Annotated in this window: 15 protein-coding genes; 13 read left to right on the top strand and 2 right to left on the bottom strand. The window is 30.9% G+C overall.

All coding sequences use genetic code 11. From position 1 onward, the window contains the following. The first annotated feature begins 79 nt into the window (after nucleotides 1-79). From Q6H37_RS21610 to polC, 4 genes are all read left to right on the top strand, one after another. A complete protein-coding gene (locus tag Q6H37_RS21610) occupies nucleotides 80-1,426 on the top strand; it encodes a hypothetical protein (protein ID WP_318736503.1) in 1,347 nt (448 codons plus the stop codon). 276 nt (nucleotides 1,427-1,702) lie between these two features. Beyond that, nucleotides 1,703-3,811, top strand: coding sequence for a M1 family metallopeptidase (locus Q6H37_RS21605; RefSeq protein WP_318736502.1), 2,109 nt, complete (start codon nucleotides 1,703-1,705; stop codon nucleotides 3,809-3,811). Between the two features lie 192 nt (nucleotides 3,812-4,003). Further along, entirely contained in the window at nucleotides 4,004-4,822 is an 819-nt protein-coding gene (locus Q6H37_RS21600) for a type II CAAX endopeptidase family protein (protein WP_318736500.1), read from the top strand. A 153-nt stretch (nucleotides 4,823-4,975) separates the two neighbouring features. Beyond that, nucleotides 4,976-9,325 (top strand): DNA polymerase III subunit alpha, encoded by a 4,350-nt coding sequence (polC, locus tag Q6H37_RS21595; RefSeq protein ID WP_318736498.1) that lies wholly within the window; start codon nucleotides 4,976-4,978, stop codon nucleotides 9,323-9,325. A gap of 131 nt (nucleotides 9,326-9,456) precedes the next feature. On the opposite strand, the gene Q6H37_RS21590 is transcribed toward polC, so the two are convergent. Then, entirely contained in the window at nucleotides 9,457-10,350 is an 894-nt protein-coding gene (locus Q6H37_RS21590; protein ID WP_318736497.1) for a LysR family transcriptional regulator, read from the bottom strand. Nucleotides 10,351-10,463: 113 nt separating this feature from the next. On the opposite strand from Q6H37_RS21590, the gene mdcA reads away from it, so the two are divergent. The 6 genes from mdcA (at nucleotide 10,464) to Q6H37_RS21560 (ending at nucleotide 17,086) form a co-directional block, all read left to right on the top strand. Next, a complete protein-coding gene (gene mdcA, locus Q6H37_RS21585) occupies nucleotides 10,464-12,125 on the top strand; it encodes a malonate decarboxylase subunit alpha (RefSeq protein WP_318736495.1) in 1,662 nt (553 codons plus the stop codon). Nucleotides 12,126-12,187: 62 nt separating this feature from the next. Continuing rightward, nucleotides 12,188-12,496: a malonate decarboxylase subunit delta gene (locus Q6H37_RS21580; RefSeq protein WP_318736493.1), complete on the top strand. Its 309-nt coding sequence runs from the start codon at nucleotides 12,188-12,190 to the stop codon at nucleotides 12,494-12,496. Continuing rightward, the gene (locus Q6H37_RS21575; protein ID WP_318736491.1) at nucleotides 12,477-14,174 is read left to right on the top strand and encodes a biotin-independent malonate decarboxylase subunit beta; all 1,698 of its coding nucleotides are present in this window, start codon (nucleotides 12,477-12,479) and stop codon (nucleotides 14,172-14,174) included. Before Q6H37_RS21580 ends, Q6H37_RS21575 begins: the two co-directional genes overlap by 20 nt. Further along, nucleotides 14,165-14,806, top strand: a complete 642-nt coding sequence (locus tag Q6H37_RS21570) for a malonate decarboxylase holo-ACP synthase (protein WP_318736489.1) — start codon at nucleotides 14,165-14,167, stop codon at nucleotides 14,804-14,806. Before Q6H37_RS21575 ends, Q6H37_RS21570 begins: the two co-directional genes overlap by 10 nt. A 1-nt stretch (nucleotide 14,807) precedes the next feature. After that, complete coding sequence (mdcH, locus tag Q6H37_RS21565; protein ID WP_318736488.1) at nucleotides 14,808-15,737, top strand: malonate decarboxylase subunit epsilon; 930 nt, start codon at nucleotides 14,808-14,810, stop codon at nucleotides 15,735-15,737. A 233-nt stretch (nucleotides 15,738-15,970) separates the two neighbouring features. Then, nucleotides 15,971-17,086, top strand: coding sequence for a hypothetical protein (locus tag Q6H37_RS21560; RefSeq protein ID WP_318736487.1), 1,116 nt, complete (start codon nucleotides 15,971-15,973; stop codon nucleotides 17,084-17,086). Nucleotides 17,087-17,272: 186 nt separating this feature from the next. On the opposite strand, the gene Q6H37_RS21555 is transcribed toward Q6H37_RS21560, so the two are convergent. Next, on the bottom strand, nucleotides 17,273-18,952 hold the full coding sequence (locus Q6H37_RS21555) for an alpha-keto acid decarboxylase family protein (protein WP_318736485.1): 1,680 nt from the start codon (nucleotides 18,950-18,952) through the stop codon (nucleotides 17,273-17,275). Nucleotides 18,953-19,183: 231 nt separating this feature from the next. Here Q6H37_RS21555 and Q6H37_RS21550 point away from each other — a divergent pair, with 231 nt between their 5' ends. The 3 genes from Q6H37_RS21550 to Q6H37_RS21540 are packed head-to-tail and all read left to right on the top strand — an operon-like array spanning nucleotide 19,184 to nucleotide 22,495. Then, nucleotides 19,184-19,570, top strand: a complete 387-nt coding sequence (locus Q6H37_RS21550) for a GntR family transcriptional regulator (RefSeq protein WP_318736484.1) — start codon at nucleotides 19,184-19,186, stop codon at nucleotides 19,568-19,570. Continuing rightward, nucleotides 19,567-20,466 (top strand): ABC transporter ATP-binding protein, encoded by a 900-nt coding sequence (locus tag Q6H37_RS21545; protein ID WP_318736482.1) that lies wholly within the window; start codon nucleotides 19,567-19,569, stop codon nucleotides 20,464-20,466. The genes Q6H37_RS21550 and Q6H37_RS21545 overlap by 4 nt, the downstream gene beginning before the upstream one ends. After that, nucleotides 20,441-22,495, top strand: coding sequence for a DUF6449 domain-containing protein (locus tag Q6H37_RS21540; RefSeq protein ID WP_318736480.1), 2,055 nt, complete (start codon nucleotides 20,441-20,443; stop codon nucleotides 22,493-22,495). The genes Q6H37_RS21545 and Q6H37_RS21540 overlap by 26 nt, the downstream gene beginning before the upstream one ends. The last annotated feature ends 130 nt before the right edge of the window (nucleotides 22,496-22,625 follow it).

The following is a 22,625-nucleotide window of genomic DNA, read 5'->3' as shown; positions in this document are numbered from 1 at the left end:
GATTGTAACATTTATTTATAACTTTGTGAAAAAGTTTTGATAACATGAATTTATAAATAATATAGGGGAGGAAAATTCAATGTTAGGTAAGAAAATTTTAGCTTTGATTTTAGTTACAGGGGTTATAGGAGGTGTAAGTATATTTAAAGTTAACAGTGATGTATCTGCTAAATCTACAAATGATATAAAAGTTATGACATACAAGCCTTCTGCCAAAGTTAATGAAAATGGATATCAAATTGACAAGTACGAGAATATTGAGAGTGCAGCATGGATAAATGAAAATGAGGTTTTGACTTTAACTAAAAAAAGTGAATTTAAAAATCCTGATTCCACTACAATTATAAGATATTGTAGTATATATAATTTAAATACAAAGAAAATTAAAGACTTTAAAAATGTTAATATAGATGAATTTTTAGGAGTGTCACCAGATAAGAAATATGTTCTTTATGCAGAAGTAAGGAGCATTCCTAAAATTGAAAGCGAGGAATGGAAAAAAGCCCTTGAATCAGGAGATCTTCTTCATAAAAATGTAAAATTGTTAGATTTGTCTACAGGTGAAATTAAAGATGTAAATACTGAAAAATTAAATAGTGATGCTCAATTTATATGGATAAGTAGTAATAAAGTCTTAGCAAATTACTTCAATCATTGGGCAGTAATTGATACAAGTGGAAAGGTATATGCTGATGGAAATTATAATGGTGAAGAACATGATGATGCATGGATATCCGGTATAGATGATATTAAAGATTTAGGAAGCAGTGTAGAAGGTAAGTTTTATTATACTCAATATAAAAATGGTAAAGAGGGAGTAAAATTATGTTCCATAGATATAAAGACTAAGGAAATAAAAGATATTTATTCCAATAAATATTCTTCGCATGCAGATAAAAAAGGAAAGATAATTATTATGAATAATTATGATAACAATGGCGATGCAACTAATGGAGTTTATATAAATAGAACTTTTGGAGCACTTATAATGAATGAATCTGGTAAAGTATTAGAAAATATTAAATTACCTAAAGGAAAAATAAGCTCAGGATCATTTACATCTGATTACATACTCTCACCTGATGGAAGCAAAGCTGCCTATATAGAGAGTAATAATGGAATAAATGGTAATAATAATAACAAATCTGACGTGTCTGTTAAGGTTATAGATACCAAAACTGGAGATATAAAAGAGATAGTAAAAGCCTCTAGTTTAAATGATAAAAATGAAGAAAATGATTATATTACAGTTAAGATTAAAGACAAGGATGGTAATATTAAAGAAAAGAAAATTAAAAGAGTGCCTTGTATTTCAAATATTTGCTGGGATAGCACAGGAACCGCATTGTCCTTTACCTATGGAAATTCTGGTGATGTGATTAATAAGAATAATATAAATACTTATGTAGTTACATTTGATAAATAACAAATTTATTTTGTAAATATGTAAAAATTAAGATATAAAATGATCTGTGTAAAATTTATAAGAATAGCATAATATTTTTATAGTTTTTATACAGATTATGTTTTTTTATGATAAATATTTAGCATAAATTAGTATCACTTTATATGATTAAAATTACATTCTTTCAACTTAAAAGTACTATAATAAATAAACAATTATATAAGTTTTTGTTTAAAGGTATGGAATTAAATGGTATAATTTATATAATATTTATATGGTGAAAGGGTGTGATTTTGTTTGAAAAGAAGTAATGCTAAAATAATCTCAACAACCTTTATAATTTTATTATCAATTTTCTGCTTTTTTAAAAGCACTCCTGTAAAAGCAGATTCTTTAACTGCAAAATATAGTATGGATATTGAACTTAATGGGGATAAGAAAACTTTAGCAGGAAAAGAAAACGTTTCTATTCACAATTCTAGCGGTGCTGACCTTAAAGAACTTGTATTTCATTTATATCCAGATTTATATAACAAAAGGGAAACAATGCCTTTTTCTTATACTAATACAAAAAATATACCTTTAACAGAAGAGGAAAAAGGTAATATATCTATTGAAAAGGTATCCATAAATGGTGAAGATACAAAATTCACTGAAGATAATGAGATTCTTAAGATAAATTTAGAAAAAAATCTTAAGAAAAATGAAGATGTAATGGTTTTTGTGCAATTTAGTTTAAAGATTCCAAAGGGAACTTCTAGGCTTAGTTATTTTAATGATGTATATTCATTAGCAGATTGGTATCCAGTACTGTCTATTTATGATTTAAAAGAAAATAAATGGGATGAAACTAAATTCTATCCTATAGGAGAATCAAATTATAGTGATGTTTCAGAATACAATATAAATATAAAAGTTCCCAAGGACTTTGTAGTAGTTTCTACTGGGAAAGAAAAAGAAATATCTTCAACAGACAACAAAAAAGTTGTAAATTTAACTGCAAAAAATGCAAGAGACTTTATAATAATGATAAGTCCTTATTTTAAATGTATATCAAAGGAAATAGATGGAATAAAGGTGAATAGTTATTATCTATCTACAGATAATGAATCACTTGTAGATATAGCTCAAAGTGTACTGGATGCTTCAGTAAATGCAATGAAATTTTTCAGCCAGCAATTTGGCAAATATCCTTATGATGAGTTTGATATTGTTGAATCTTATTACGAGGGTGGAGCTATGGAGTATCCCGAACTTATTCAAATGCCAAAGTATGTAACAAGTATTGAAATTCCATCTACTAAAAGATCTATTGATGCTAAACCTTCTATAATTCAAGGAGCTATTCATGAGTTATGTCATCAATGGTGGTATGTTACAGTAGGAAATAATGAGTATAAAGAACCTTTTTTAGATGAGTCATTTGCTACTTTTTTTACTGCATACTATTTTGAAAAATGTGAAGGACAATATTCTCCTAATGCTGTACTTCGAAGTTTAAGATATAATTTTTGTAAACTAGCTGAAATCAATCCTAAGATATTAAATTTACCTTGTGCAGGCTCAAGTGTGGACAGGTTCGGAAATGATAAGACTTCATATGTTCAATCAATTTATGTTAGAGCACCTTTAATATTGGAAGATTTAAGAAAAAGGGTTGGCGAGGATAGCTTTTTAAAAATAATGCAGACATATTTTAAAGAATATAAGTTTAAAAATGCATCTATAGAAGGATTTTTAAATATAATTGAAAAACAGTCTGGATCAAAAATTAGAGATTATATAGATGATGAAATTTATTCAGGGGAATATAAGGCAGAAAATTTAAAACCTACTGATGAGGAAATAAATCAAATTAAACATGAGGCATTAAAAGAGAAAATAAAAGCTTCAGAACAAACCAATGGAAGTGTTCTTGGAAGTTTACTTTTGAGAGTTGAAAATGGTGAAAAAGCAATAATAGTTAAACCTTATTCTCTTACTAAGGAAGAGGAAGCTTTTGTCAATAGTAAGTTAAAAAGTTATTTTGGAAATTCTTATAATAAGCTATCAATTGAATCAGATAATAGTGTAACTGAAAATGATCTTAAAAATAGTAATATTGTACTTATAGGAAACCCATGGAACAATAAAATATTTAGCTTAATGACAAATAATATTCCACTTTCTATAAATAAAACAGGAATATTTGCTCAGAGTTTTTCAGAAAATAGTGATAGTGTTAGCGGAATATTTTCAGCAAAGAACCCTAAAAATGACAAAAATATGATGTTAGCTATATTTTGGACAAAAGATGTTTCAACAGATTTTTCTTTTGATACCTATGCAAATCCTGAAGCCATAATGATAGAATCTCAGTTTATATTATCAATAAATAATAAAAGAATTGAGACTGGAAAGTTTTAGATAAATATTAAAGCCTTCTATGATATGATATATAGAAGGCTTTATACAATATATTATAACGATATTTAGTATTTTATTTGAAATAAAGTTAAAAATAATTTACATTTACCGTTGACAATGCAAAATTCCAGTGGAACAATATAGAAATGAAGCAAAATGAATTGAAACTTGATATATTAAGAGGTAAAGTATATGAAAAATAATATTGATTATTTAAAAGAGAAACATACATTTATATTATGTATATTGATAACTGTTGTTTATTTGGCTGTACTTAAAGGTATTGGGTGGATAGTCAGCTTTTCAATGAAATCCCATGGTTATGGATTAGAATTAATAGTAGAATTTATTGGAGTTACTGTGTCCATAATTATTATTAGTTTGTTTGGGAAAAAATATATCTTTAAAGAAAAAGGTGTAGGGATACTGAGAGGACTTTTTATAGGTGGATTTTTGGTTTTTATAGGTTCAATAACGGTTGTTTCCAGTGTAGTAGATATTATTCACAACAAAAATGTTAGTCAGTTATTGCCATTATCACAAATTTTAATGTTTATTGCTGCTATGGCTGGAGTGGGAATGTCTGAAGAATTTATTTTTAGAGGAACCATACTAAATTTGCTTATGGATAGATTTGGGAAGACATCAAAAGGAATTTATGCTGCAATAATTTTATCTAGTGTAATATTTGGAATTGCACATATAACTAATGTTTTTTCTGGGGTATTGCTTAAAAGTGCATTTATACAAGCAGTAGGAGCTGGAGTGTTGGGGGCATTACTTGCTGCTATCTATGTAAGATCAAAAAATATATGGGTAGTTGCTATGCTGCATGCTTTTATAGATTTTAGTGCACTGATAGGTTCAGGATTTTTTGGAACTACTTCAGTTGCTAGTGAAATAAATAGTTATGGTTATATAAAATTAATTGGCTGTCTCATATATTTAATACCAGTATTATTTTTGCTTAGAAAGAAAAAGTTATTGGAAATATTGAAGAATGAACAATAAATGTTAGCAATGATAGCAATCGGATAAAGAAGATAGAGAGAAATTTTTTATAAAGGAACTCCAATAAACATCTTTTTCCTACATGACAAAGTATAATCTTATCTTATATAATAGTAACATGCTAAAAATTTTTGGGAGAAGGTTAAAAATAATATGAAGAAAATAAATGAAATTTTTAGTGATTGTGAATTAGAGGGAAACATAAATACTGCCATTGTAGAATCTGTAGTCTTAAGCAAAAAAACTAAAACTTTGGAAATGAAAATTAGCTCAGATAAATATATTGAAATAAAAGAATTTGAGCACCTTAATAAGTTTATAAGACAAAGATTTGCCCTGAATGATTCTAGAATTGCTGTAAAGTATGCCGAGGGGACTAATAAAAAACCTATAGAGAAAGAATTAAAGAATATTGTATTTTTTGTGGCAAATAGATATCCTGCGTTAAAAGCAGTGATGAATAATAGTGAATATGAAGTAGCAGAGGATACTATAAATTTTAATTTTAAAATTCCAGTATCAGGCTTTTTGAAAACTATGGATTACGATAAAAAAATTCATAAAGTAATAAAAAACCTCTATGGTACAGATTACAAAATAAGTTTCGTTGATAAATTAAGCAATGAAGAATTATTAAAAATGGCAGAGGATAAACGTGCAAGTGAAATGCTGTTTATTAAGAAAGAAATTAATAACAGCGTAATAGCTAAGGAGGAGACTCCTAAATTACCTAAGAAAGTTGTAGAAAAGAAACAGGAAGTAAAAGTGGAAGCTGCTGTGAAAAAAGGAACTTCATGCTTGATATTAGGCAGAAATCCTAATATTAAGGAACCTATAGTAAAAATTACTGACATTACACCTGATGAAGGTAGAATAGCTATAGAAGGTGAAATATCAAATATAGAACCAAAGGAGTTAAGAAGTGGAAAAACATTAATTTCCTTTGATTTGTACGATGGATCAAGTTCCATGACCTGTAAGGTATTCTGTAAACCTGGTGAGGATAGTGGAGTATTATCAAGGCTTAAAAAAGCTAAGGGTGTTAGACTTGCTGGAAATTCAGGATATAGCAAGTTTTCTCAAGAAATTGAGATTATTGCCAATACTGTAATTGAAACAGAGGGTATGAAAAAGGTTAAGAGACAAGATAAGTCAGAGGTGAAGAGAGTAGAGCTTCATATGCATACACAAATGAGTCAAATGGATGCTATGACTAGTGCCACTGATTTGATTAAAAGGGCCATGAGCTGGGAAATGAAATCCATTGCCATAACAGACCATGGAGTAGTGCAAGCTTTTCCAGAAGCACATAAGCTTTTAGGTAGGGATAATCCAGATATGAAGATTATATATGGAGTGGAAGCTTATTTGGCGCCTGATAAAAAGCCATCTGTAACAAATATAAAGGGACAGAGAATTGATACTACATATTGTGTGTTGGATTTGGAAACTACAGGCTTTTCTCCAGTAATAGAAAAAATTACCGAAATAGGAATTATGAAAGTTAAAGATGGAAAGGTAATAGACAAATTTAGCTGTTTTGTAAATCCGAAGAAACCAATTCCACCAAGGGTTGTAGAAGTTACTAATATAACTGACGACATGGTAAGAGATGCAGAAACTATAGAACAGGTATTTCCTAAAATGCTTGATTTTATTAAAGATAGTGTTTTAGTTGCTCATAATGCCGAATTCGATATAGGGTTCTTAAAGCATAATGCTAGAGTTTTAGAATATGATTTCGATTTTACATATCTAGATACGCTGACTTTAGCACAAGAACTCTTCCCTGATTTTAAAACTTATAAATTAGGAAGAATTGCTAAAAACCTTGGAATAAAGGTAGAGGTTGCTCATAGAGCATTAGACGATGTAGATACCACCGTTAAGGTATTTAATGTAATGCTTGAAAGGCTAAAAGAAAGAGGAGCAGAAACCCTTCAGGACATAGATGTGTATGGTTCTGATGAGGCTGCTAAAAAGCAAGAATATAAAAAGCTTAAAACCTATCATGCAATAATACTGGCAAAGGATTATGTAGGTTTAAAAAATTTGTATAAGTTGGTATCTTATTCTCATTTGGATTATTTTTATAAAAAGCCGCGTATATTGAAGAGCATGTACAAAAAATATTCTGAAGGCTTAATACTTGGTAGTGCTTGTAGTGAAGGTGAATTATATCAAGCAATATTACTTGGAAAATCTGATGAGCAAATAGAGGCTATTGCACAGGATTATGATTATTTGGAAATACAACCTTTGGGGAATAATGATTATTTGGTAAGACAAGAACAGGTACCAAACAAAGAATATCTAAAGAAAATTAATAAAAAAATTATAGCATTAGCAGAAAAATTGAATAAACCTGTAGTGGCAACAGGAGATGTTCATTTCATGGACCCTGAAGATGAGATATATAGACGTATACTAGAAGCTGGTCAGGGTTTTAAGGATGCAGATAATCAAGCTCCTTTATATTTAAGAACTACTGAAGAGATGCTTCAGGAATTCTCATATTTAGGAGAAGAAAAGGCCTATGAAGTGGTAGTTACAAACACTAATAAGATATCAGATATGTGTGAGCAGATTAGTCCTATCTCACCAGAAAAATGTCCACCGCATATAGATGGTTGTGAACAGACTATTAAGGATATAGCTTATGAAAAGGCACATGAGCTATATGGAGATCCGCTGCCAGAAATTGTTCAGACCAGATTAGATAAAGAGTTGGAATCAATTATAAAAAATGGATTCTCTGTAATGTATATTATAGCTCAAAAGCTGGTATGGAAATCAAATGACGATGGCTATTTGGTAGGTTCAAGAGGATCTGTTGGTTCTTCTTTTGTTGCAAACATGACTGGTATAACAGAAGTAAATGCATTGCCTCCACACTATAGGTGCCCTAGCTGCAAGCATTCGGATTTTTCAGATTATGGTGTTAAAAATGGCTTTGACTTACCAGATAAAGTATGCCCTGTTTGTGGAGAAAAACTGGTTAAGGATGGTATAGATATACCATTTGAAACTTTTTTAGGTTTTAATGGAGATAAGGAGCCTGATATAGATTTAAACTTTTCAGGAGAATATCAGGCAAAAGCTCATAAATATACAGAGGTTATTTTTGGAAAAGGCACAACCTTTAAGGCTGGAACTATAGGTACTATAGCAGAAAAAACAGCCTTTGGTTATGTGAAAAAATATTATGATGAAAAAAATATTCCAGTAAATAAGGCAGAAATAACCAGAATTGCAGTAGGATGTACAGGAATAAAGAGAACTACAGGACAGCATCCTGGAGGAATCATAGTTGTTCCAAAGGGGCGTGAAATATTTGAATTTTGTCCTGTTCAACATCCTGCAGATGATTCTAATTCAGATATTATAACAACACATTTTGATTATCACTCCATTGATCAGAACCTATTGAAGCTTGATATACTGGGGCACGACGATCCCACAGTTATAAGAATGCTTCAGGATATAACAGGAGTGAATCCACATGAGATACCTATGGATGATAAGGAGACTATGTCCATATTCTCATCCACTGAGGCTTTAGGAGTAACACCAGAACAGATAAATTCAAAGGTAGGAACCTTTGGTATTCCTGAATTTGGTACTAAGTTTGTACGGGGAATGCTTTTAGATACAATGCCAAAAGCATTTTCAGATTTGATATGTATATCAGGACTTTCACATGGTACTGATGTATGGCTTGGAAATGCAAAGGACTTAATTGATCAGGGAGTAGTTACCTTAAGCGAAGCAGTGTGTACCAGAGATGATATTATGATTTATCTTATCAAAAAAGGTTTGCCAAACAATACGGCCTTTAAGATAATGGAGCTTGTACGTAAAGGAAAAGCATTAAAAGATCCTGCAAAATGGGCAGAATATGAAGCTTTAATGAGAGAACATGATGTTCCTGAATGGTATATAGATTCTTGTAGGAAGATAAAATACATGTTCCCTAAAGCTCATGCGGCAGCTTATGTAATGATGGCTTTTAGAATAGCTTGGTTTAAGGTTCATATACCTAAGGCTTATTATGCAGCATACTTTACTATTAGAGCAAAGGCCTTTGACAGCGAATTTATGATATTTGGCAAAGAAAAAGTTAGAGAAAAAATGAAGGAAATTGAAATGATGGGCAATCAAGCTACCCCTAAGGATAAAGATATGTACGATGATTTAGAAATAGTTTTGGAAATGTATGAGAGAGGTTTTAAGTTCCTTCCAATTGATTTATATAAATCCCATGCTACTAAATTTATAGTAGAAGAGGAAGGGTTAAGGCCGCCTATAAATAGTATATCTGGAATGGGAAATGTAGCAGCAGAAGGTGTATATAATGCAGCCAAGGAAGAGCCCTTCAGCTCAATAGAGGATGTAAAGAAACGTTCTAAGATTGGTAATTCTGCTATAGAATTACTTAAAAAGTTTGGCTGTTTAAAAGGGCTTCCTCAAAGTAATCAAATGTGCTTTTTTGATGTAATTTAATTTTATAAGAAAGTGTAATTTTTGAAATGATATCATGTGAGGAATATTAAAAAAGTAATATTAAGATTTTAAAAGCTGATTTCTGTATTGTACAGGAATCAGCTTTTACTGTTTATAGACACATAATATTTCTAGTCGTGAGCTTTATTATTAAAAGCAAGTTTAGCAAAATAGTCAATGGTAAATTGACGAAATAACCGTGCTGCCTTGGGAAGATATCGTTCTGATTTATATGTCAGCGATATAGTACGATTACATACAGGTTCTTCTATATGTAAAAGAACCATAGAAGAACCTGCAGAACCGCCCCAGGATACAGCAGGAATGAATGCTATACCTTGACCAGCTCTTATTAAACCACGTACAGTTGCTGGATCATCACTCTCGAAAATGACATTGGGAGTAAATCCTGCATAGCTGCAAAAAGTGTCAGTTATTTCTCTAAGATTTTTACCACGTCTTAAACTTATAAAACCATCATTAGCAACTTCAGTTAGCTTTATACTGCTTCGTTTAGCTAAAGAATGTTCTATTGGTACTGCTAAAAAAATTTCCTCAGTTATTAAAGGTATACTGTCAATATCATTTAATTTTACAGGTGAAGATGATATGCATAAATCAAAGTCAGGTCGTGTTATTGAGTTTGAAAAATGCTGAATAAGATTAAAATTTATATGTGGATACTGTTTACGAAATGAACTTAAAAGATCAGGAAGAATATTGGAGGCTGCAAGAACTGCTAGTTTAACATCTCCAAAGGTTTTTCCGGATAAGTCGTTAAGTTCGTGCTTCCCATCTTCTAATGCTGCTAATGCTTGATCTACTCTTCTTAAAAAGGCCTTACCATATTGATTTAAATATATGTATTTTCCACGTCTATCAAATAATAAAACACCCAGATCTTTTTCTAAAAGAGAAATAGTCTTGCTAAGGGATGGTTGAGGAATGCGAAGTTGTTCTGCTGCTCTTGACATATGCTCAAGATGAGCTACTGTTTGAAAATATTTAAGTTGCAATAATTCCATAGCTTTATCCTTTCATATATTTAAATGTATATATATTATACATAATTATATATTAGACGTTATATATATATCAAGTTTATAATGAAATAAAGAAGAAAATGGAGGAATAAATCATGAATCAATCTAGTTTAAATGCTGGTTTACAACGTTCATGGACTACTCGACGTGATAAAAAGGCAAGTCAAATTGCAAAAGTACAAAAGTTAGTAAATGGGCGAATTATACCAACAGAAAAAATTGTAGAAGTTCTAGAAACACTTATAACATCAGGTGATCTTGTGGCTTTAGAAGGAGATAACCAAAAACAAGCATCCTTCCTTTCAAATGCACTTAATAATGTAAATCCTGATAGAGTTAATAATTTACATATGGTTATGTCAAGTGTATCCAGGCCAGAGCATCTTGATATTTTTGAAAAAGGAATTGCAAAAAAATTAGATTTTTCTTATGCAGGACCTCAAAGTCTTCGTATGGCTCAAGCCATTGAAGATGGCATTGTGGAGGTTGGAGCAATTCACACTTATCTTGAGCTATATGGAAGATTATTTGTTGATCTTACACCAAACATAGCCTTGGTTGCAGCAGATAAAGCAGATGCTAGTGGTAATCTTTATACTGGAGCTAACACAGAAGAAACACCAACTATTGTTGAAGCTGCAGCATTCCGTGATGGAATTGTAATTGCTCAAGTTAATGAATTAGTTGATGAAGTACCTAGAGTAGATATACCAGGTTCATGGGTAGATTTTGTTGTAGTATCCGACAAGCCATATCAACTGGAAGCATTATTTACAAGAGATCCTAGACAGATTACAGAAATGCATATTCTTATGGCTATGATGGCTATTCGTGGAGTATATGAAAAACACAATGTACAATCTCTTAATCATGGAGTAGGCTTTAATACAGCAGCAATAGAATTACTTCTTCCTACTTATGGTGAATCGCTTGGACTAAAGGGTAAGATTTGTAAAAACTGGACCCTTAATCCACATCCAACATTAATTCCAGCTATAGAGAGTGGTTGGGTAGAAAGTATCCATTGCTTTGGTGGAGAAGTAGGCATGGAAAAGTATGTTGCAGCAAGGCCAGATATATTCTTTACAGGTAGAGATGGAAGTCTTCGTTCAAATCGTGCAATGTGTCAGGTTGCTGGACAGTATGCAGTTGATGCATTTGTTGGATCTACGCTTCAAATGGATGCCGATGGTCATTCCTCAACAGTCACACTTGGAAGACTTGCAGGTTATGGAGGTGCGCCTAATATGGGATCAGACCCCCATGGAAGAAGACATGCCACAGATGCTTGGCTAAATATGATAACAGAAGAAAGTTCAATTGCTCGTGGTAAAAAATTAGTTGTTCAAATGGTTGAAACCTTTCAACAGGGCAACAAGCCTGTATTTGTGGAATCATTGGATGCAATTAAAGTTGGAAAGGATGCAAAATTACCAATTGCACCAGTTATGGTATATGGTGATGATGTAACACACGTAGTAACCGAAGAAGGAATTGCTTATTTGTATAAAGCTCAAAATTTAGAAGAACGTCGTCAAGCATTGACTGCTATTGCTGGAGTAACTCCAATTGGACATAGAAATGATCTAGAGGTTACAGAAAAATTGAGAAAAGCTGGAGTAATAGCTTTCCCAGAAGATCTTAAAATAAAGCGTACAGATGCTAAACGTTCTTTACTTGCAGCAAGGAGTATTGATGATCTTGTAGATTGGTCTTCAGGCTTATATGAACCACCAGCTAAATTTCGCAGTTGGTAAGATGATGATAAATTAGCATTTTTATATTAAATTAAAAGATTAAGATTTGGAGGTAGCTTAACATGGAGAAATTAACCTTTGAATATTCTGCAACAAAGTCTGTACCTAAGCGTGCATATGTTGGAGTAGTAGGTTCTGGGGATTTAGAAATTTTGCTAGAGCCAATAAAAGAAAAAAAGGCTTACGTTGTAGTGAGAACTAGATTTGATGGTTTTAAACAGATATGGAAGGATATATTGGATAAATTTTTTCAAGCTAATGATATTGCTGTAAGGATTGAAATCAACGACTTTGGTGCAACGCCAGGTATGGTTACAATGAGATTATTACAGGCTTTGGAGGTGAGTAGTTATGCTAAAACTCAAAGATAGTTTTGTAGAATTTGGAGCACGTGATCGTGCAAAAGTATTACTTGATGAAGGAACTTTTAGGGAATTACTTGGACCATTTGAAAGATTTGAATCACCACACTTAGAACCACAGGGCATTGTACCACAATGTGATGATGGAGTAGTAGTAGCTCGCGGAGAAATTTCTGGCAAGAGAGCTGTTGTTATTTCCATAGAAGGTGCATTCCAAGGTGGTGGTATAGGTGAAGTTTCAGGAGCAAAGATTGCTGGAGCATTAGAAATAGCGGTTAATGATAATAAAAAGGGTGTAAAAACTAATGCAGTAATAGTACTTGATAGTGGCGGAGTTAGACTTCAAGAAGCTAATTATGGGCTATTATCAATTTCTGAAATTCAATCTGCAATTGTTGCATTACGTAACTATGTACCTGTAGTTGGTGTTATACCAGGAAAAATAGGATGCTTTGGTGGAATGTCCATGACAGCAGGTTTATTTAGTAAAATTATTATAACTCGTGAAGGAAGAATGACACTAAATGGACCTGAAGTTATTGAACAAGAAGCAGGAGTGGATGAATTTGATGCTAGTGATAAGAGGCTAATATGGAATACTATTGGTGGAGCTCAACGTCAAGCTATAGGACTAGCTGATGTCCTTGCTGAAGATGATATTACTGATATTGTTGAAGCAGTTAGAGCTGCGGTAAAGGAAGGAAAACCTTCTAAACTTAGAAGCAAGCAAATAGATTTATATCTTTCGCGTATTAATGCGGTTGATCCAACTAAGCCTTTAACCCAAATAGAAGTTCGCAAAATGTGGGCAAAGGAGTGTACTTTAGAAGAAGTTGAGAATGTAAAAACACAAGAAGTTGAACAAAATGAAAAAGTAATGAGTAGAGGAAGAATTTGGTTTGAAAAGTTGACAGGCATAGAAAATCTAAAGGTAGGAGATGTACCATCAATATTATGTGCTGATGTTAAGTTAGGCGATGAACTAGTTCGTTATATTGCTGTAGTACCTAATCCTAACAGCCGTTTTCCAAGAGCCCGCAAAGGAGAGGTTGGATTGGAAGAAGGTTGGACTATTGCTAAGTATGTAAGAGAAGCAATGGAAGAAGATGCAGATAAAGAAAAGAAACGTCCAATAATTGCAGTTGTAGACGTACCAAGTCAGGCTTATGGATATAAAGAAGAATTACTTGGTATATTCCAGTCTTGTGCAGGAGCTGTAGATGCTTATGCTACAGCAAGATATGCTGGTCACCCAATTATTTCTCTGTTAGTTGGACCTGCTATATCAGGAGCATTTTTAACGCATGGCTATCAGGCAAATAGAATTATTGCACTAGATGATCCAGGAGTATTGGTACATGCTATGTCAAAACAATCTGCTGCTAGAATTACTAAGCGTACAATAGAGGAATTAGATGAAGCAGCTAAAAAAGTTCCTTCTATGGCTTATGATATAGGCTCATATTCTACATTAGGATCTTTAGAGGAATTAGTAAGTGGAATTAATGCTGACAAGCCAAAGACAGAAGATGTTGAAAATATAAAAGAAAAGCTATCTAAAGCTATAAAAGTAACTCGTACTTTTGGAATTACAAACTTAAGTAACCGTCTTACTTCAGAAAAAGCTCTTGAGGGAAGAGCAGCTGGAATTAAAGTTAGGAGTAGGTTAAAAGAAGAATGGGATTAAAGGTTAATGATTTAATAAAAATTAATGATATAAGTGATCTTATTGGGGATTTTGTAGATATTTCATGGATTAATAAAGCAGTGAAACGTGCACCATTTGTGGTGGTGCGCCGTGCTCCAATAATAAATGATATGATTCCAGTAGGAGTACGTGGTAATAATAGAAGTCAGCGATTAGCTGCAACTATACTTAATAGTAATATAACTGAAATCATAAGTCCTGAACAATTAGTAGAAGATAAGTTATGGAGAAACAATAATCACATAAAAGAAACTCATATATTTGAAACTCTTGAAGCTGTAGATAGTATTTTTAAAACTCATAATATGATCTGGGGACTTACAGGCAGTGTTGGATTTGAATTAGCTAGTGGAGTAGAGAGTGTAACTGATACTAGTGATTTAGATGTTATTATTAGAGCAGAGAGATTTTTATCAGTTAAAACTGCTGAAGATATTATAAAAGAGTTGTTAAAAGTGCCTGCTAAAGTAGATGTACAACTTGAAACATCAAAAGGAAGTGTAGCCTTAGCCGAGTATGCAAGAGGCAATAGTCCTTTTTTAATTAGAACAGTTAGTGGTCCAAGGTTAGTTGAAAATCTATGGTCTGAAGATGAACATTTGGAGGGATAATATGAGTGTAGCATTTTTATTTCCAGGTCAAGGTTCACAACAAGAAAATATGCTTCATGAACTTCCTAGACATCCTATGGTTACAAAAACTATTGAAGAAGCAAGTTTGGTATTAGGAAGGGATGTACTTTTATTAGACTCTAAAGAATCTCTTTTATCTACTGTTTCAGTTCAGTTATGTTTACTTATTTCTGGTGTAGCCATAGCTCGTGTATTGAAATCAGAAGGAGCAGTTCCTAACATGGTTGCAGGACATTCAGTTGGATCTTTTTCAGCAGCTGTTGTATCTGGTGCATTAGATTTTAAAGATGCATTGTTATTAGTTGAACTTAGGGGAAAACTTATGGAGAATAGTTATCCTAAAGGTTATGGTATGGGAGTTATTCTTGGCCTTGATGAAGTGCGTATAAGCTTATTATTAGATAAAATAAATAAATCAAATTCACCAGTTTTTATTGCAAATTTAAATGCGCAGGATCAAATTACAATTGCAGGCAGTCTTTCTGCAATTGAAGCAGTATTTACCCTAGCACTTTCTGAAGGAGCACATAAGGCTAAACTTTTAAAGGTTAATGTACCATCACATTGCAAGCTTCTTAAAAATGTTTCTGATGAAATAGCAAGTAAAATAGCTAGTATAGACTTAAAAGACCCAAGGACATTATTTGTTGGTAACTGTAAAGCAAGAGTGCTTCGAAAAGCTGAGGAAATTGGGCAAGATCTTTCAAATGGGGTTTCAAATCCAGTTAGATGGTATGAAGCTACAACATCAATGTTTGAACGTGGTGCTAGGTTATTTGTAGAGCTTGGTCCAGGGGAAACTCTTACTAATATGGCAAAGAAAGCATTTCCAGACGCACGTTGTATTTCTGCATTGAGTAGTGGAATTGAATCCACCTGTATCCTTGTAAAACGCGAAAGTGAAAGGTAAGCTTGAAGATTTATAAATGGTAGAAGGATAATAATATGTGAAATTGTATATGATTATTTAATTTTATACCATATATATGAAAATGTTGTATATATGTTGATATTTACCGTCATATGGTATAAAATTTAAATAATTAATAATTTTTAAAATTGAGTTGATAATATTCGTTAGGAAACAAAGATGGATTCTATTAAATGTTACAACTACATACATGGTACAAGGGGGATAATATTATGGATACTACTATGCAAATAAGTACTAGTAGACTATTGTTGTTGAAAAAATTATTTGAATTAAGGGATATAGCTACTAATATTAATGAATCACAAGCGCTTTTAAGTGATGAATTAAAAAAATTGGAATATAAAAAACAAAACTATTCTACAAAGGACAATGATGCTTTAAATTTTATAAAAAGTGATGATTTTAAAAGATTATGTATTGCTGCATATTGCAATTTAGATAATAGATTTTCGTATATTATGTATAACTATGAAAATCATAATGGTATTTGGTGTACGGCGCAAAGTGATCCTGAATTATTTGATGACAATAATAGTATCATGAAGTATATTCAAGATTTAATGGGTAAATATAATTTTGAAATTATAGACTTTATTAATATTATAGAAAGAGAAGAATATAAATCTTTTAATTTTAATTACTTTGTGGTAGATGAACTTAGTAAAGTATTACGAGAAAAAGTTCAGAGTTATTACAAATCACAACTTTCAGATATGGTAGAGGATTGTAATGATGAAATAAGTATGAATGTTACATTTAGACCAAGTGTTCCTTATGAAAGTTGTTCAGCCTATAGACAAAAGCAGGTAAACTTTGTAGAAGAAGCAAATAAATTAAAAAAGGAACTTAAAGAGAAATTAGAAAAGCTTATTTATAAAATACCAGATCAATTTATAAAAGAAGAAAGTTTGATAAAAATACAGTCTTACTATTTAATGAAATTCCAAGAAAATCATGCCGAAAATAGATCTAATAGTACTGACAACAAGATGAGCAGTATTGAATCAAAGAATAACTATTTAGCTGATCTCAAAAAGAAAGTTATAGATAAATATTGTGAATTTTTAACACCGAAATACATTTTTAATCAACATGCATTAAATTGTTTTGTGCAATATATTCATCATGAACAGGCAGATACAATTGAACAGTGTGTGGATATTTTTGAACATAGGGAATTAAAAGAAGACACAATTGAACGAGCAATTGCTTTAACGCATGTTATTGATAACTTAAAAGACTTAGTAATTGATCAGTTATCAAAAGTAGATATGAAATTAGATACTTTTAATAGTGATATTGCTGAAAAGAAACAAGTACAATAGAATAATTATGATAAAGTTATGTAATTAGGTAATGATACTCAAAGATTATATCTAAGAACTTTATTTGTAAAAAATTTTATTATAATATAATTAAAAGTAGACTTATTTTATAGGGTATATTTATATTATTTTAAAACAATACCCTTTTTCAATAAGCCTACTTATTTAGTGCAGTTTTGATATATGTTATTTTTGCATTTGCTCGAGTACTTTTGTCATTTTATGAACCATAGGTGGAGCATCCATTTGAGGAGCATATATTTCAATTAAACATAATTTATCATTACACTGAATTTCTGCTTGTGTTATTGCTTCATCAAGTTCCCTATTTGTATAAACCTTTGCTGTAAATGAATTTCCTCCAAAAGCTTCTATAAGCTTTGAGTAGTCCCATACAGGCAAATCATTGTAGTGAGTATTTTTTTCAGCTGTATTAAGATATTTTTCAATAGTATATTCCTTGTTATTAACTAGGAATATAATGGGTTTACAATTATTATGCAGCATAGAGCTAATTTCCTGAACCGTCATTTGGTTAGATCCATCTCCCACAAATAGAATCACACGTCTATTTTTATCCGCTATACATGCGCCAAAGGCTGCAGGTGTTCCATAGCCTATGCTGCCCCAGCCACCCTGAGTTATATAGGTTGCACCTTTTGGTAATTTTAATTGTGCTATTCCAAATTCGAAGGTGCCAGCATCTGCAATGAGTATATCATTTTCTTTAAGCATTTTTTGAAATCTTGGATAATAATATTTGGAAGAAACATCCTCATTCAATGATATATTAGTATCATTGTAAGGAGAATCTGCAGCTGCAATATTAGTGAAACTTTTATTAATCCTTGTTAAAAGTGCATTTAGCATATCTTGTATTAGTATATTTTCATATACTGCCATTCCAACCCTTACACTATCAGGTTGAAGTTCTACTATATTCAAAGGATTTAACTTTGCTGTAAAGGAACCTGTATTGTAGTCTGACCATGTAGTACCAATAGCTAATATACAGTCAGAAGATTCAACTATATTTTGAACTTCCTTGCATCCAAGTTCTCCGGCATATAAACCAATAAAGTTTTTATGGCTCTCATCAAAGGAACCTTTACCCATCATCATAGTAGCTACAGGAAGATTCATTTTGTCTGCTAATTGCTGAACTTGATGCTGAAGATTATATCGTGATACATTAACACCAGAAATAAGAATAGGTCTTTGTGCTTTGTTTATTAGAGTATCTATATTTTGTACTGCAGCTTGCAAAGAACCTTGATTTGTCTGCTTTTTTTCTAATTTAACTTCTCTGTTAACTATAGGTTGATTGGCGGCATCAGTTGCAATAAGTAAATATACAGGTTTTTTTGTTTCCTTTGCCTTTTGAATAGCTGTATTAATCTCAAAAGTTGCATTTTCAGGAGTTATTGTAGCTGTATATGCTGTTAAGTTTTCATAAACCTTTTTAAAAACATGAAAATCTCCATTGAGTAGAGAATGATGCATTTGCTTATGGGCCATTTGATCTTTTGTTTTAGGAGCTCCAACTATGTGGATAATTGGAACATTTTCACAGTAAGATCCTGCAATAGCATTGCAAGCACTTAATTCACCTACTCCGAAAGTGGTTATTAGGGCACTTATTCCTTTAACTCTTGCATAGGCATCAGCTGCATATCCAGCGTTTAATTCATTATGACAGTTAATAAAATTTATGCCCTTATATTTTTCGAGAATATCTAAAAGTGAAAAATTATAATCTCCAGGAACACCAAGGACTTCTGTAATACCTTCTTTGATTAAACAGTCATATAGATAGTAACCAACAGTTTGATTCACGTTAGGTAAGTTTTCATTACTTTTAACCATTTTTACCCTCCATAATTTTAAAATAATTGGTTTGATTTTTAGTATAGTAATTCTTAGAATATCAATGTAAGTCCTAATTTATTATTACCATAAGTATTAAAATATACGATATAATTTTCAATATAGTCAGGTTTTGATTTTTATAAATTTGTATTTACAACCATAATTAACTAGTTTATAATATAACTGTACTAACAATAATAGTACAGTTGTTACGGAAGGAGGGTGGAAATGTTTGAATTGGATTTAAGAAGTAGATTGCCTATTTATGAACAATTAGTAGAAAAGTTTAAAGAACTTATCATTAGTGAAGTTTTAAAAAAGGATGAGAAGCTTCCTTCAGTGAGATCTCTTGCAAGTGAAATTACTATTAACCCCAATACTATTCAAAAAGCATATAGGGAGCTTGAAAGACAAGGATATATCTATTCCATACCTGGAAAGGGTAACTTTGTAGCTTCCATAGAGAACAATGAAAATAGTGAAAAATTAAGCATACTTAAAGATGAATTAATTAAAATTTTATCTGAAGCAATGTATTTGGGCATGAAGAAAGATGAAATTTATAGGATAGTTTCAGAGATAGATGAAAATGTTAAGGGAGGAGATAGGAAATGATTCAGGGGAAAAATGTAAGTAAATCTTTTGAGGATTTAGAAGCATTGAAAAATGTAAATATAAATGTTAATAAGGGATCTATTTATGGATTGGTAGGTTCTAATGGAGCAGGAAAAACAACTCTTTTAAAGACTTTGGTGGGAATTTATAAACAGGATAGTGGAGAAGTACTTATATATGGACAAAGTGTATTTGAAAATTTAGATGTAAAATCTAGAGTTATATTTATTCCTGATATGTTGTATTTCTTTTCACAGTATAGTGTAAAAGACATGGCTGGGTTTTATAAAAGGATATATGAAACTTGGGATGAAGAAAGATATTTAAAGCTAAAAGATGCTTTTAACATAGATGAAAATAAAAAGATAAATAACCTTTCAAAAGGGATGCAAAGACAGGTGGCATTTTGGCTTGCTTTGTCTGTACAACCTGATGTACTGATATTGGACGAACCCTTAGATGGATTAGACCCTGTTATGAGACAAAAGGTTAAAAATTTAATTGTTCAAGATGTGGCAGAAAAACAGATGACAGTTTTAATTTCTTCTCACAATTTAAGAGAACTTGAAGACTTATGTGATTACATAGGTATAATGCATAAAGGTTCTTTAATTTTGGAAAAAGATTTAGATGATTTAAAATTAGATATTCACAAAATTCAGGTGGCATTTAAGGAAAGTGTAGAAGAAGAAATTTTAGAGGGTGTTGATATCCTATATGAGGAAGAAAGAGGTAGTGTAAAATTGTTTATTGTTAGAGGAAAGAAGGAAGAAATTGTAGATCAAATAAATAAATATGATCCTGTAATTTTAGACATTTTGCCTTTGACTTTAGAGGAAATTTTTATCTATGAAATGGGGGATGTAGGATATGAAATCAAAAACATTATTTTTTAATAAAGGAATAATTTTAGATGATTTAAAAAGATTTGGATGGATAAGTATTGCATATACACTGTTTTTATTTTTAATAGTGCCATTAAAAGTAATAATGATAAATAGCGGTAAGCAGTACGCTTATGATTATAATATAATTAAGAAAATATTCTATTTTGCTAATGGTTACACACAAATTCTTTTTATTCTCATAGCACCTGTTTTTACTGCTATATTAATTTTTAGATATATTCAGGTTAAAAATTCGTCAGATATGATTCACAGTCTTCCTATTAAAAGAAGCGTACTGTATAGAAGTCATACAGTTGTAGGGGCTTTATTATTAGTTTTGCCAGTAATTATAAATGGCTTTATATGTGTATTTTTAGATATAGTCATGTATTTGGGCAAATATTATAGTCCTTATGATGTGTTTCAGTGGACTGGAACTACTATTGTAATATGTTTGGTATTTTTCTTTATGTGTATATCAGTTGGAATGGTAGTAGGAAGCTCAATTATGCAGGGAATATTAACTTATATCTTGTTAGTTTTGCCAGTGGCAATAGCAATTTTATTATCAGGAAATCTTGATGGATTTGTATATGGCTTTGTATGCAATGATGATAATATAAAAAAATTTTCACCTGTAACAAGGGTATGGCAAATGGTTACTAGTATTAATAATAATAATATTAATAAAATAAGCATTAATGAAATAATAGTATATATTTTTGTATGTATTATCCTATGTTTTATAGGAATGTTTATATATAATAAAAGAAAACTAGAAGCAGCGTCTAAAAGTATTGCTTTTAAAGGTTTAGAGTATGTGTTTAAGTATGGTGTAACATTTTGTGCTATGTTGGTAGGTGGAATATATTTTAGAGTAACAGAAAAAAGTGTACACTGGCTTTTAGTTGGATTCTTAATTGCTTCTTTTATAGGATATTTTGCAGCAGAGATGATTGTAAAAAAATCTATAAGGGTATTTAAAAATATAAAAGGTTATTTAATTTATGTTGTTATAATTATCTTAGTTATAATTGGAGTAAAGTTTGATGTATTAGGGTATGAAAAAAAGATGCCAGCACTAAGTAATGTTGATAGTATATATTTTAGTGAAGGATTTGAGCATTTAAATTATTATAAATGTAATAGAGATGTATATTTTGATAAAAAAGATATTGAAAATATTTATAATTTTCATAAACAACTCATAGAAGAAAAATCAAAAAATAGATATAACAACAATGGTGGACAAAGTAGAAAAGTTATTTTCATATACAATTTAAAAAATGGAAGCAAGATTCAAAGGGGATATGATGTTTCACTTGGAGATTATACTAAGTATTTAAAACCTATTTATGAATCTAAAGAATACAAAAAAATGCATTATGATATTTTACAAGTGAACAGTTCAGATATAGAAAAAATTACAATTCATCCTTTTGGAAATATTAATAAACAAACAGTAATAATTAATCAAAATGATATTAAAGAAGCTGTAGATATTTTAAAACAGGATATTAATAATGAATCATACGAATCGAGTAATGAACGAATAAAACCATGGGCAGATGTAGAGTTTATGATTGATGATAATAATTTTAAAAAGTATTCTCAACTAATTGATGAAAGAAATAATATGGAAAGTAATGTTCATTTACCATGGGAAAAATCTTATATATTATTTGATCAGTGGTTAAAGGAAAAAGGATATTTAGAAGGGTCAAGGATTACATCTAAAGATATATCGTATGCTTTAGTAGAAAAAGTTGATGATATAGAAGATTGGTCACAAAAATTAAAGAATGGTAAAGTTAAAATTGATGAAAATAGTGCAAAGAATTTAAAAATAACTGATAAAAATCAAATAGAAACTTGCCTTAGAAATTATAAAGATGAACAGCGAAATAAATCAGCAAAATATATTATAGGATTCTATAGTCAAGATGGAAAAAATATTGAGTATGGAAGTTTTTCTGAAAAAGATTTACCAGATTTTATTGTAAAATATTTTAAAAATAATATGATACAAGCGAAATAACTTTCAACTGTATTCCGACTAATATATGCTGTGAAGAAAAGCTGAATATAGTAGCATATCAGCAGGCTACGCCTTAATTTTAAGCGTTATAAATCATTGTTAAATGTAATTAAATGCGTACACTTAAAGT

It is taken from the genome of Clostridium sp. JS66, assembly GCF_033561535.1.
Classification (GTDB): Bacteria; Bacillota; Clostridia; order Clostridiales; family Clostridiaceae; genus Clostridium_AM; species Clostridium_AM carboxidivorans.
Note: the sequence above shows the minus strand (reverse complement) of the source record. Positions and strands in the feature narration are given on the sequence as shown.

Coding starts and splice junctions, on each gene's coding strand:
- Q6H37_RS21555 (WP_318736485.1), bottom strand. CDS start 18,952: ATGGTTAAAAGTAATGAAAACTTACCTAACGTGAATCAAACTGTTGGT.
- Q6H37_RS21560 (WP_318736487.1), top strand. CDS start 15,971: ATGGATACTACTATGCAAATAAGTACTAGTAGACTATTGTTGTTGAAA.
- Q6H37_RS21540 (WP_318736480.1), top strand. CDS start 20,441: ATGAAATCAAAAACATTATTTTTTAATAAAGGAATAATTTTAGATGAT.
- mdcA (WP_318736495.1), top strand. CDS start 10,464: ATGAATCAATCTAGTTTAAATGCTGGTTTACAACGTTCATGGACTACT.
- Q6H37_RS21590 (WP_318736497.1), bottom strand. CDS start 10,350: ATGGAATTATTGCAACTTAAATATTTTCAAACAGTAGCTCATCTTGAG.
- Q6H37_RS21575 (WP_318736491.1), top strand. CDS start 12,477: ATGCTAAAACTCAAAGATAGTTTTGTAGAATTTGGAGCACGTGATCGT.
- Q6H37_RS21545 (WP_318736482.1), top strand. CDS start 19,567: ATGATTCAGGGGAAAAATGTAAGTAAATCTTTTGAGGATTTAGAAGCA.
- Q6H37_RS21610 (WP_318736503.1), top strand. CDS start 80: ATGTTAGGTAAGAAAATTTTAGCTTTGATTTTAGTTACAGGGGTTATA.
- Q6H37_RS21550 (WP_318736484.1), top strand. CDS start 19,184: ATGTTTGAATTGGATTTAAGAAGTAGATTGCCTATTTATGAACAATTA.
- polC (WP_318736498.1), top strand. CDS start 4,976: ATGAAGAAAATAAATGAAATTTTTAGTGATTGTGAATTAGAGGGAAAC.
- Q6H37_RS21580 (WP_318736493.1), top strand. CDS start 12,188: ATGGAGAAATTAACCTTTGAATATTCTGCAACAAAGTCTGTACCTAAG.
- Q6H37_RS21600 (WP_318736500.1), top strand. CDS start 4,004: ATGAAAAATAATATTGATTATTTAAAAGAGAAACATACATTTATATTA.
- Q6H37_RS21570 (WP_318736489.1), top strand. CDS start 14,165: ATGGGATTAAAGGTTAATGATTTAATAAAAATTAATGATATAAGTGAT.
- mdcH (WP_318736488.1), top strand. CDS start 14,808: ATGAGTGTAGCATTTTTATTTCCAGGTCAAGGTTCACAACAAGAAAAT.